This window comes from Pseudoalteromonas sp. 2CM39R (assembly GCF_023161845.1).
Genome location: NZ_JALNTM010000004.1, coordinates 184,650 through 197,283, shown reverse-complemented (window position 1 = coordinate 197,283; position 12,634 = coordinate 184,650). Strand labels below are relative to the sequence as shown.

At 40.5% G+C, this 12,634-nt stretch carries 10 protein-coding genes; 7 read left to right on the top strand and 3 right to left on the bottom strand.

The window, feature by feature from the left end:
• From lapB to MTF66_RS11270, 3 genes are all read left to right on the top strand, one after another.
• Positions 1–1,137, top strand: coding sequence for a lipopolysaccharide assembly protein LapB (gene lapB / locus MTF66_RS11280; protein ID WP_010389928.1), 1,137 nt, complete (start codon positions 1–3; stop codon positions 1,135–1,137).
• A 33-nt stretch (positions 1,138–1,170) separates the two neighbouring features.
• On the top strand, positions 1,171–1,875 hold the full coding sequence (gene pyrF / locus MTF66_RS11275) for an orotidine-5'-phosphate decarboxylase (protein WP_054200877.1): 705 nt from the start codon (positions 1,171–1,173) through the stop codon (positions 1,873–1,875).
• An 89-nt stretch (positions 1,876–1,964) separates the two neighbouring features.
• The gene (locus MTF66_RS11270; protein WP_010389930.1) at positions 1,965–2,339 is read left to right on the top strand and encodes a hypothetical protein; all 375 of its coding nucleotides are present in this window, start codon (positions 1,965–1,967) and stop codon (positions 2,337–2,339) included.
• Between the two features lie 55 nt (positions 2,340–2,394).
• Here MTF66_RS11270 and MTF66_RS11265 read toward each other — a convergent pair whose 3' ends face one another.
• Complete coding sequence (locus MTF66_RS11265) at positions 2,395–3,225, bottom strand: S1 RNA-binding domain-containing protein (protein ID WP_054200878.1); 831 nt, start codon at positions 3,223–3,225, stop codon at positions 2,395–2,397.
• A gap of 2 nt (positions 3,226–3,227) precedes the next feature.
• Positions 3,228–4,550 (bottom strand): DEAD/DEAH box helicase, encoded by a 1,323-nt coding sequence (locus MTF66_RS11260; protein ID WP_248527271.1) that lies wholly within the window; start codon positions 4,548–4,550, stop codon positions 3,228–3,230.
• A gap of 204 nt (positions 4,551–4,754) precedes the next feature.
• Here MTF66_RS11260 and MTF66_RS11255 point away from each other — a divergent pair, with 204 nt between their 5' ends.
• Complete coding sequence (locus MTF66_RS11255) at positions 4,755–5,762, top strand: rhodanese-related sulfurtransferase (RefSeq protein ID WP_010389933.1); 1,008 nt, start codon at positions 4,755–4,757, stop codon at positions 5,760–5,762.
• 127 nt (positions 5,763–5,889) lie between these two features.
• Here MTF66_RS11255 and MTF66_RS11250 read toward each other — a convergent pair whose 3' ends face one another.
• Positions 5,890–6,318 carry a hypothetical protein gene (locus MTF66_RS11250; protein ID WP_010389934.1) on the bottom strand — a complete coding sequence of 143 codons (429 nt, stop codon included), beginning with the start codon at positions 6,316–6,318 and terminating at the stop codon, positions 5,890–5,892.
• A 242-nt stretch (positions 6,319–6,560) separates the two neighbouring features.
• On the opposite strand from MTF66_RS11250, the gene MTF66_RS11245 reads away from it, so the two are divergent.
• The 3 genes from MTF66_RS11245 (at position 6,561) to MTF66_RS11235 (ending at position 12,631) form a co-directional block, all read left to right on the top strand.
• Entirely contained in the window at positions 6,561–7,556 is a 996-nt protein-coding gene (locus MTF66_RS11245) for an efflux RND transporter periplasmic adaptor subunit (RefSeq protein ID WP_055013297.1), read from the top strand.
• A 2-nt stretch (positions 7,557–7,558) separates the two neighbouring features.
• Complete coding sequence (locus MTF66_RS11240) at positions 7,559–10,642, top strand: efflux RND transporter permease subunit (RefSeq protein WP_248527270.1); 3,084 nt, start codon at positions 7,559–7,561, stop codon at positions 10,640–10,642.
• Positions 10,643–10,735: 93 nt separating this feature from the next.
• Positions 10,736–12,631, top strand: coding sequence for a putative nucleotidyltransferase substrate binding domain-containing protein (locus MTF66_RS11235; protein ID WP_138621153.1), 1,896 nt, complete (start codon positions 10,736–10,738; stop codon positions 12,629–12,631).
• Positions 12,632–12,634 lie beyond the last annotated feature (3 nt).

Genomic DNA, 12,634 nt, shown 5'->3' with positions numbered 1-12,634 from the left:
ATGATTGAGCTGTTGTTTTTACTGCTTCCTGTTGCCGCCGGTTATGGCTGGATCATGGGGAAAAACAGTGCGAAAAATCAGGCTCATCAATTTAATCGTCAAATTACTTCTGAATACAGTAAAGGCTTAAAATTTTTACTAGACAGAGAAGAAGATCAGGGGCTTGAGCATTTAATTAATTTGCTCGAAGTAGCTGCTGACTCTGTAGAACACTATTCTACCTTAGCCACTATGTTTCGCCGCCGTGGTGAGCTCGACCGCGCAATAAAAATTCATGAATTGCTATTAAAACACCCAAGCCTTAACGAGAAACAAGCTGCCAATAGCCGGTTAGAATTAGCCGAAGACTATATCATGGCAGGTTTACTCGATAGCGCAGAAGAACATTTAATATGGCTGGTAAAAAATAACCATGAAGATGCTCTTGAGCCAATTATCTCCTTATATTCACAGACCCGTGAATGGGAAAATGGCATTAATATGTTTGAAGCGCATACTGAGCTTTTTTCAAAAGAGCAACACTTCAAAGCCATCGCAAACTTTTACTGTGAACATGCTATTGCCAGTAATAACCCTCAACTTATGCGCAAAGCTATTAGCTTAAACTTTAAAACAATCAGACCTCTATATGAACTCGGTTTGTCTGCTTATACAAAAGAGGATTACGTTAAAGCAATTTATTATTGGCGAGAACTTATCTGCCAATTTACCTTTTTTGCGCCATTATTTATTGATAAGTTAGCGCATAGTTATAAGCAACTAAAATTAACCCATCAGTTTCATGAACTCGTTGCTGAGTTATTAGAAAAAGGTGGAGTAATGATAAAAATACAGCACTGCCAAGCGTTGCTTGAGCAAGGCCACACAGAACAAGCCTTTGAGTTTTTGACTGATAGTTTAAAACGTCAGCCCACCATCCGTGGTTTTAGTTTTTTATTGCAGTTAATGAGCGCCGAAAATAAAAATACAAAAGATGTGCTTAATCAAATAGATAAACTTGTTACCTCATATATTGCTACTAAGCCTGACTTTCAATGTCAGCATTGTGGCTTTACAAGTTACACCATTTATTGGAATTGCCCTTCGTGTAAACATTGGGAAACCATTGTGCCTAGCAGAGGCTTAGACGGATTTTAATCTTTATACTTTTCGCTCACTAGTAGGATAGTTATGTCTTTCGAACAATCAAAAAAAATTCTTATCGCTCTTGATTATGATGATCAGCAAACTGCTTTAGCTTTTGTTAAACAGTTATCACCGGATACCTGTCGATTAAAAGTGGGTAAAGAAATGTTCACTTATTTTGGCCCTGCATTTGTTAAAGAGCTGGTTGATTTAGGTTTTGATGTATTCTTAGATTTAAAGTTCCACGATATTCCAAATACTGTTGCTAAAGCAGTAACTGCTGCAGCTAAAATGGGCGTGTGGATGGTTAATGTTCATGCAAGTGGTGGTTTTGAAATGATGCATAAAGCTAAGCAGGCACTTGAGCAGTTTGGCGATAAAGCCCCATTATTGATTGCAGTGACCGTTTTAACCAGCATGGATGAAGCAGAGCTTAAACGTTTAGGCATCAGTAAATCACCACAAGAGCAAGTGATGCATTTAGCAAAATTAACAAAGCAAGCAGGGCTTGATGGTGTAGTGTGTTCAGCACAAGAAGCACAAAGTTTAAAAGCAGCATTGGGAGACGAGTTTAAATTAGTCACCCCAGGTATTCGTCCTGCTGGTAGTGATGCGGGCGATCAAAAACGTATTATGACACCTAAAGAAGCCATTGAAGCTGGCAGTGACTACCTAGTAATAGGGCGTCCTATTACTCAGGCACAAAACCCGGTGCAAGTATTGAGTGATGTAAATAAATCAATAGCTTAAACTTAAAGTTTGCATAATTATAAGGAGTTTATTACAACTCTTTTTGTTTGTGCTACATTTAATTACGGCTATGCAGTGAGGAACTAACTTTGCGTTTAATAATGTTTGTAGTGGTAATTATCATTAGTGGCTTTGCTGTTAATAAATATGTTTTTTCAACTAAAATGTATGATGATGTTTCGAATGTTACTGATTTGGTATCTGATTACCCCGTTGATTTGTTTAAGTTTAAAAAAATCGCTCAAAATTATGCTCAGCATTTGTGCTATACAAATGAAGGTGTTTTAGCTGGACTTAATATAAGTAGCAAAGAGTGTGTTGATGTACACGATGAAATGCAGAATGAGTGTACAAAAAAAGTTTTTAGATTAGCGCCGTTAAATATGACGTCTAAGAAAGAATTAATTGAATATTCAAATCAATATTCACGTTGTACCTTACCTTACAAAAACATTAAGTTATAAATTTTAAATACGAAAAAGCCACCTAAGTTTATACCTAGGTGGCTTTTTTATAGAATTATTTTAAACGAATAGACTTAGCTTCAATATCAATTAAGCCTTGTTTAAATAACCCACCAATGGCTTTTTTGTAGTTTGCTTTACTGGTCGAAAATACTTTTTTAATTAATTCAGGTTCAGACTTATCGCCTATGGCTAATATGCCACCTTCATCTTTTAGTTTTTCCATAATTTTTTCGCCAAGTTCACTGACTTTACCCATACCTGGCTTTTCAAGTATGACGTCAATTTTTCCGTCTTCACGTACTTTTTGAATAAACCCTTTGAGCTTTTGACCAACAAATAGGTTTTTAAATACCATGTTGTAAAATACAACACCAAAATGAGATTCTTCAATAAGTACTTTGTAGCCGATATCGGTTTTACCTGCCACAATTAAATCAACTTCTTGTAAGTGGCTATATTGCGGCTCGTCTTTTGATAAAAAGCGATTAAAGTTGGTTGAAGCACAAATTCGTTGACTGGCATTATCAAGATATAAACGGACTAAATACGAGTAACCTTCTTGCATACGCGGTTTTTGTTCATTAAACGGTGCAAGTACGTCTTTTTCTAAACCCCAATCTAAAAAAGCACCAATGCTGTTTATTTCTTTAACGCGCAGTAGGGCATATTCACCGACTTGTGCGTGTGGTTTTTTAGTTGTTGCTGTTGGCAGGTTTGCGTTATCTAAAAAGGTAAAAACGCTGATGCTATCGCCAGCTTCAAGTTCATGTTTAATCTCGTGTTTAGGTAAAAATACTTCACCTAAGTCATGGCCATCTAAATAGGCACCTTCATTACTGACTTCTTTTACAAATAGGGTTTGGGTAGTTCCAAGGTTACTCATAATTATTCCTGCTCAGGCTTTTTTTTACGACGCATCGGGGTATCACCATCAATGTTGAGTGGTGCTTTAATTGGGGCTGCTGGCTTTTTAGGTTTTGCTTTGCGTTTTTGCTGTGGCTTTTTGTCAGCCACTACTTTTTTAATCGGTTTAACTGGCGTCACTTTTTTCTCTTTGATGCCTTTAAATTTCGCTTTTAAACCATCAACCACCGCAAACGACAGTTCGTCATTTAAAAATGACTTAATTGCTAAGTAACTTGCCCAATCTTTAGGACCAACAAATGATAGCGCGTTGCCTTTAAAACCAGCTCGGCCTGTGCGACCAATACGGTGAACGTATTCTTCAGCGTGTTTTGGTAGATCAAAATTAATAACATGGGTCACACTGAGTAAATCTAAACCGCGAGATGCAACATCAGTAGTAATTAATATTTTAAAGTTCTCACGGCTAAACGCATCCATGATATCAAGGCGCTTACTTTGAGTTAAATCCCCGGCTAGTGCGACAGACTTAAAGCCTTTACTATTTAATGCCTCGCTTAAGCGACTGGTATCAGCACGTGTTGCGGTAAATATAATACATTGCCCTACATTATCTTTATTAAGAAAATGCTCAAGTAGCGCTTCTTTATGATCAAGATGATCGGCTAAATACAATGTTTGTTTAATATCACTGTGTTGCTCATTGGCTGCACTGAGCATAATTTGTTTTGGTTTTTTTAATAAATTACGCGAAAGGGCATCTACTTGAGCATGATCTAATGTCGCTGAAAACAATAGGGTCTGGCGTAATCGGTGATCTGCCAGTTCATTAATTAACTTAAGCTGGTCGGTGAAACCTAAATCCAAGATACGGTCAGCTTCATCAAATATAAGTAGCTCTAAGCCACTTAACTGTAAAGAGCGTTGCTTTAAGTGATCGGCTAAGCGTCCTGGTGTAGCAACCACAAAATGTGGGTCGTTGCGCAGTGCTTTAATTTGGTCGTTAAAGTTTTCACCACCGAGAATTTTAACTGCCTTGATATTGGTACCGGTAATAAGTAATCGTAGTTGGGTGAACACTTGGGTTGCAAGCTCACGAGTTGGAGCAACAATAAGTACACGAGGATCACGTTTACTGAGTGCTTTTTGTTTCATTACTCGCTGCACTGCAGGTAATAAAAACGCTAAAGTTTTGCCTGACCCAGTTTTTGACTGAGCGAAAATGTCATGTCCAGCGAGTGCCGTTGGCACAGCATGGGCTTGAATATCGGTAGGCTGGGTGATCCCTTGGTGCGCTAATTGTGTTTCTAGGCGAGTATCAATCCCAAGATCAGTAAAGTGCAATGTATATTTCTCCAATATGAGCAAGTCTTGTAAATTTATCCGCGCATTATAGCCCACTGAGCCACTGCGCTAACAGTAAAAAGCGCATTATCATCCATTTTTTTGCATTTAAATAAAAAAAGCGTAAAATACGCGCCCCATATGCGCCGGATTTACGATTCGGTAAACGCCCCTTGCGGGGTTTAAAGGCAAAATAGGAAAACCATGACTGCTATCCATAAAGATAATGTAACCAGCGATCACTTTGTTGTGTGCGCACTGTATAAATTTGTTTCTTTACCTGATTTTGAAGCACTTCGCCAACCTTTACTTAATGTAATGGAGCAAAACGACGTGCGTGGTACTTTGTTAATTGCCGCAGAAGGAATTAACGGAACTGTTTCAGCAAAACGTGAAGGCATAGATAACTTACTGGCGTGGTTAGACACCCAGCCTAATTTAGACAATATTGTTACTAAAGAATCATATGATGACGAATGCCCGTTTTACCGCACTAAAGTAAAACTTAAAAAAGAAATCGTGACTATGGGTGTGGAGGGCGTTGACCCATTAAAAGTAGTGGGCAGTTATGTTAAGCCAAATGAATGGAACGCCCTTATTTCTGATCCAGAGGTTATCCTTGTTGATACCCGAAATGATTATGAAATTGAAATTGGTACGTTTCAAAACGCGGTCGATCCAAACACGAAGACGTTCCGCGAATTTCCGCAGTGGGCCAAAGAAAATCTCGACCCAGAAAAGCATAAAAAAGTAGCTATGTTTTGTACAGGTGGTATTCGTTGCGAAAAATCAACAGCTTATATGAAAGAGCAGGGCTTTGATGAGGTATACCACCTTGAAGGCGGCATATTAAAATACCTAGAAGAAGTACCAAAAGAAGAAACCATGTGGGAAGGCGAGTGCTTTGTATTTGATAACCGTGTCGCGGTAAATCATGACTTACAAAAAGGCTCATATGATCAGTGTCACGCATGTCGGATGCCTATCACAGAAGAAGAAAAGCAAAAGCCTGAATACATGGAAGGGGTGTCGTGTCATCATTGTATTGATGATGTAACCGACGAGCAGCGTGAACGTTTTGCTGAGCGTCAAAAGCAAATAGAATTGGCACAAGCACGCGGTGAAGGCCACATTGGTAACGAAGCACAAGCTGCTTTACAACAACGTAAAGAAGCAAAAAAAGCGCAAAAAGACGCACAACGAAATAAATAATACCACGCGTTTATTTATTCATTAAAAAACCTCAGTAAATACTGAGGTTTTTTATTTAAAAGTAATTTATAAATAGCGAGCTACATTGCTTAGCAGCTTAAAGGTTTGATACTCACTTTGAGCTTAATCAACGAATACAATAACTTTTATCTATCGGCGTAAGTGTAATTTTATTAGCTGAATTTACAAGAACACATTCTGTGTTTTTATCGAGTTTTTTCTTTTGAATAACCGTAAATTCACCTTCATCAGCAGCGTATAAGTTATACTGATAAGCCGTATTACCTCCCTCAAATAATGCAGTAAATAACCCTCCAACTAAACCGCCTACAATAGCGCCACCAATCATTTCTTCGCTGTTGCCATCTAAGCTGTCAACAAAGCCAAAACCCGCTCCCGCAGCTATGCCTGTTCCAACTTCTGAGGAAAGTGTTACTTTTTGCTCTGACTCAACAGATGCATAATAGCGTTTAATTAATTGATTTTGACTCGTACGATCAACCCCTTGTGATGCACAGCCACTAAGTAGTAAAACCAAAATTATACTTTTATTCATAAATACTCGTTTGTATATTCACTCTAATGACCAAAGCATAGTGTTTAATACGCACAAAATATGTGGTGATTTTGTAGGCTGGTGTAAGAATGTGTAGTAAATACGTGGGTGTTTAATTTCAGCGTGTTGTTTTGCTAATTTGTCGTACTAAGCTATTTATTGATCATAGAGGTGTTAAACTGCGTAACATAATGGAAATAATAATTAATTAGGGTGATCCTTTGAAGTCGCAAAATCTTTTAATGGGCATAACGGCCTTATTTTTATCGGTTAGTTTGCCAGTAACTGGTGCTAGCGTGGTCGTTGAAAATATCGCTATGGAACAAGCCCAACAGCAGGTTCAGGCTGTTGGTAATGCTGAAGCTATCCATTCTGTTATTTTATATCCTGCCGTAGGTGACAAAGTAGCAGCGGTTCATTTTAAACCTGGCGATAAGGTTAAAGAAGGTGATATTTTACTTGAGCTAGATTCACGTAGGCAAAAAGCGGCCCTTGAAGAGGCTAAAATAAAATTAGCAGATAGTCAGCGAACTTTAAAACGTTTAAAACAAAGCCAAGCTAAAGGAGCTGTTCCGCAAAGTGATGTAGATGATGCAAAAACCATCGTGGAGCTTGCAAAAGTTACTCTCACTCAAGCCGAAACTGAATTAGAAGACCGCCAAGTCCGTGCCCCTTTTAATGGCACTATGGGGCTGACTGACATTGAAGTGGGTGACAGAATCACAACACAAACAATGATTGCTAGCATCGATGATACCCGCCAGTTATACATTAATTTTAACGCGCCTGAATCAGCGATTGCGATGCTCAGAAATAATGCTAGTGTACGCGTGTTCCCATGGCAATCGCAAGCGCCTGTTGAGGCAGAAATAGCTTATTTAGACTCACGTATAGACCCACAAACTCGTACCTTAAGAGTCAAAGCAAAGTTAAATAACAAAGATCAACAATTCTTACCGGGTATGAGTTTTCGAGTACATATAGAAGTATTAGGTCAACGCTTTGCCGCTATTCCTGAAGCAGCACTACTGTGGGGCGCAACGGGTCCATATGTGTGGACGAGTGTGGATAACAAAGCTACCCGGGTTGATGTGAAAATAGAGCAACGCTTGGCAGGGCGCTTACTCGTATCAGGGGCATTACAGCCAAACGATACGTTAGTTGTTGAAGGCGTTCAGCGCTTGCGAGCCAATCAAGAATTAAGCTTTACTGCACCTATCGCTAGTACGCAGGAGTAGCCATGAAACAGCAACCTATGATGCAAGACTTGCCGTCTATGGCAATTCGCCGACCTGTACTTATTGTGGTGCTTAATTTATTAATAATTATTGCCGGTATCGCCGCTATAGCTGGCGTAGAAGTGCGAGAGCTTCCTGATGTAGATAGGCCGCGTATTACGGTATCAGCTTCGTTTCCAGGTGGTTCCCCAGAAACCGTTGACACTGAAGTCACCAGCAAACTTGAAGGTGCTGTTGCCCGTGTGAGTGGAGTTAAATCTATTCGTGCACAAAGTGAAGAAGGCAGCTCACGTATTGTGGTTGAATTTAGACCTGGTGTTAATCTGGATGATGCCGCTAATGAAACGCGCGAGTCAGTTTCGCGAGTGCAAAGAGAGCTCCCAGAAGAGGTTGAGCGTGTATCCATTATAAAAGCCGATAATGATGCTGAGGCGGTCGTATCACTCACCGTATCAAGTGAGAGTTTATCGTTAGAGGCATTAACCGAGCGAGTTGATGTTGACTTAGCACCACAGTTTTTAACTATTCCCGGTGTTGCTGATGTGCGCTTAAACGGTGATAGAGAGAGAGTGCTTAGAGTACGTATAGATCCGCTTAAGCTCAGTAGCTTTAATTTAACTATTCCTGATGTTGCTGACGTTCTCAGGCAAGCTCCCTTTGATGTGCCTGCAGGAAGTTTAAAATCAAACGATCAGCAAATCATTGTGCGTGCTGATGCTACCTCGGTCACACCAGATCAAGTCGGTGATATTATCATTCGTGGTGATACCCGTATTAGCGATATCGCCGCGGTATATTTTGGCCCGGCCGATCCGCGCTCTATGGTTAGGCTCAATGGTAAACCCGTTATTGGTATGGAAATTATCCGCCAAGCGCAATCTAACACCATAGAAATATCAGATGAAGTTCTAAAGCTTATAGAGGGAATGCGTGAACGCTTTCCTCAGATGGAATTTATCTTAACATCAGATGATGCACAATTTATTAGAAGTTCAGTGGATGAAGTTATTAACTCATTAGTGCTCACAGTGCTGCTAGTGATCATTACTTTATGGGTGTTTATTGGCTCATGGCGTGCAACCTTAGTGCCAGCATTTGCCATTCCGGTTGCCTTGATAGGCTCGTTAGCACTGATATGGGCATTGGGCTTCTCCATAAATATTTTAACCTTGCTCGCGCTTGTACTTGCTACTGGCTTAATCGTTGATGATGCGATTGTGGTGAGTGAAAATATTCAACGCCAGCGAGGATTAGGGCTTGGCAGGCGTGCGGCCGCAGTGGTAGGTACGCGTGAAGTATTTTTTGCCGTTATTGCCACCACGGCGGTATTAGCAGCTGTGTTTGTTCCCATCGCTTTTTTACCATCAACAGCAGGACGTTTATTTAGAGAGTTTGGCGGTGTTCTTGCCGGTGCAGTGATCATATCAAGCTTTGTTGCGTTATCGTTAGTGCCAGCACTTACCTCTAAGCTAAAGCTTAAGCAAGGCGGTTTTCATCCATTTGCTAAGTTTGGTAACGTACTTGCTAATTTATATACCAAAACAATTCATAAAGTACTCGATCATGCGTGGCTAACTTTTATTGCCTGTTTATTAGTGGCAGGCGGCTCAGGTGCATTGTATATGAGCTTAGATAACGAGCTATTACCAACAGAAGATCGCGGTAAGATTAGAATATTTGCTCGTGGGCCAGATGGCGTAGGCTTAAACTTTATGGACAGGCAAGCCATTAAAATGGAAGACACTTTGCTGCCTTTCGTCGAAAGCGGTGAAATTGAATCTATTTACACGGTTGTTGGTCAGTGGGATCCTAATATTGTGTTCATCACTGTACCTTTAAAGCACTGGGATGAACGTAACTTTAGTCAACAAGAAATCATCAATAAAATTCGTCAGCCTCTAATGAATATTCCTGGAGCACCCGCATACGCAGGAGGCGCTAATAGTCTAAATTTACGTGGCCAAGGTGGCGGAATCGAAATTGCTTTGCTGGGGCAAGATTACCTTGAAATATTTAAAGCTGCACAGCAGTTTTCAGCAGATCTTGAAAAAGCAGTACCTGAAGTTGCACCGGTTCGCGTATCGTATCAGCCATCGCAACCACAACTTCGCGTCAATATAGACAGACGACGCGCAGAAGAGCTCGGTGTATCGTTAAGTGATATAGCCATTACTTTAAGAGCTGCCATTAATGGCGACGATATAGCCGATTTAAATATTGGCGATCAGTCAATACCAATTATGTTACAGGCTCAAAATCAAACCATTAATGACCCCAGTGATTTAGCAAATTTATATGTAAGCGCCCGCGATAATCAATTAGTACCGCTCAGTAGTGTAGCTAATATTACAGAGGAAGGTGTAGCTGCAGAGCTTGAGCGCCATGCTCAGCGACGTGCCATAGAATTAAGCATGGAATTACCCGAAGGTTTAACCATTGCCACACTGGTAGAGCAAATAAAACAAGTGTCTGAGCAATCATTACCAGCAGGTATTACCCTAGCGTTTAAAGGGGAAGCTCTGACATTTGAAGAGACCTCAAACGAAGTATTGATGACCTATGTATTGGCATTTTTAATTGTATTTTTAGTATTGGCAGCACAATTTGAAAACGTTAACAGCGCCATTGTGGTGATGATTACTGTGCCATTTGGTATTACATCCGCTATTTTAGCACTGTACTTAACCGGCACATCACTCAATATTTATTCGCAAATTGGTCTGGTAATGCTTATTGGTTTAATCGCGAAAAACGCAATTTTATTGGTCGAGTTTGCTGATCAATTAAGAGATAACGGGCTTAGTGTTCGAAAAGCGGTTGAACAAGCTGCACTGGTACGCCTACGACCCATTACCATGACCTTAATTTCTACTTTATTGGGTGCATTACCGCTTATTATGTCAACAGGTGCGGGCGCTGAGGCGCGTAATGCGATTGGCTGGGTGGTGTTTGGTGGACTAGCATTAGCGGTATTGTTTACGCTTTATTTAACACCGGTGATTTATTTAGGACTTGCACGTTTTACCAGCCCTCGCGGCGATGAGTCAAAACAATTAGCGCAGGAGTTAGAGCAAGTAGATAATTAATCGCTAACTATTTACGTAAATTGGCTATTTTTCTTTGAAAAAATAGCCAATTAGGCTCACAATTCAACTAGATTCACGCCACAAGGATTCCCTATGCAGGCCGAGCAAGTTGAAATAGCCCAATTTTTAGTTGAACATCCCCCATTTGATACGCTTCCTACTGAGGCATTGAACGAATTAGCAATGCAAATAGAGGTTGCTTACTTTCGTGCCGAAACTGATATCCTGCATTTAGGGCAAGATATTAGTGACTTGTATATTATTCGTAGTGGCTCAGTTGAGATTTCACGCCGTAATGGTGAACTCTATAACCGCTTAGCTACAGGCGGTATTTTTGGCCAAATGGGTTTATTGATGAACCGCAAAGTGCGGTTTCCAGCTCGTGCACTTGAAGATACCTTAACGTATTGTATTAATGTTAATACCTTCAACGAATACTGTGATAAATACGAAACCTTTGCCGACTTTTTCGAAGTGGATGGCAACGTACGCTTGCACCAAGCGATAGTAGAGCAAGCCGACAGCAATGATTTAACCACCGCAAAAGTTAAATCATTATTACATCGCGATGTAGTCACTGTTACTACACAAACCCCCATACAAGACGTCGCGTTTTTGATGACACAAGAATCGGTCTCTTCAGTACTTGTTACTGATATAGAAAAACAAATAAGCGACGATCCAGAAGAGGATGACGGTCAAGTCGTCGGGATCATCACAGATAGAGATATCCGTACCAAAGTTGTTGCCCAAGGACTTACGTTTGATACGCCGGCGAAGGAGGTAATGACCTCAGGGTTGGTTTTGCTCGATAGTAACTCTTACGTTTTTGAAGCTGTTTTAGCCATGCTAAGAGATAACTTACATCACTTACCTGTGGTACATAAAAAGCGACCAATAGGGGTGATATCGCTATCTGATATTTTACGCTATGAATCACAAAGTAGCTTATTGTTAGTACGCGGTATTTTAGCTCAACAATCGGTTGATGACTTAGTTCATTACGCCCGCCAATTACCTAATGTGTTTGTGCGTATGGTAAACGAAGATGCTAATTCGCATATGATAGGGACCGCTATGGCAGTAATAGGACGTACCTTTAAACAGCGCCTATTAGCCCTAGCAGAAGAAAAATTTGGCGAGCCGCCCATTCCTTATTGTTTTATTGCGCTGGGCTCAATGGCACGGGATGAGCAGTTAATTGTAACCGATCAAGATAATGCACTGATTTTAGATAATAGTTTCGATGAGGTATTGCACGATGAGTATTTTCAAAACTTATCAGACTTTGTGTGTGATGGCTTAGCTAAGTGTGGCTATACCTATTGTGATGGTGAAATTATGGCCTCGTTTAAAAAATGGCGTATGACCCGCGAACAATGGCAAGAAAAATTTGCTAGCTGGATGGCCGAGCCCAAACCGCAAGCACTGCTCAATAGCTCGATATTCTTTGACTTAGATGGTGTGTGGGGTAAGTTAAAGTGGGCCGATGAGCTTAAAACGCTGGTGGCAAAAGAAAGCAAAGTAAATAAACGCTTTTTAGCTAACCTTGCTGCTAATGCTCGCAATCGAACGCCACCATTGGGATTTTTTAACGGCTTTGTACTTGAGCACAATGGCCAACATAAGCGCTCAATGAACTTAAAACGTCGTGGTACAGCGCCGCTATCTGATGTGGTTCGCGTTCATGCATTAGCGGTCGGTTCACGTAAACAAAATTCGTTTGAGCGCTTAGAGGATATTATCGAGGCTAACTTATTACCCAAAGGCAAAGCACAAGATTTGCGTGATGCATTTGAATATATTGCCACTGTACGTATTCGCCATCAGGCATGGCAGATAGAGCAGGGGGAAGCGCCCGATAATGATTTAGACCCGCATTTACTCTCACCATTTGAGCAAAGTAATTTAAAAGAAGCTTTTGCGATTTTAGAAAAAGCGCAAAGCTTTTTAAAGTTTAGTTATTCTGCTCATTCAGGTGTGAAATAAGTT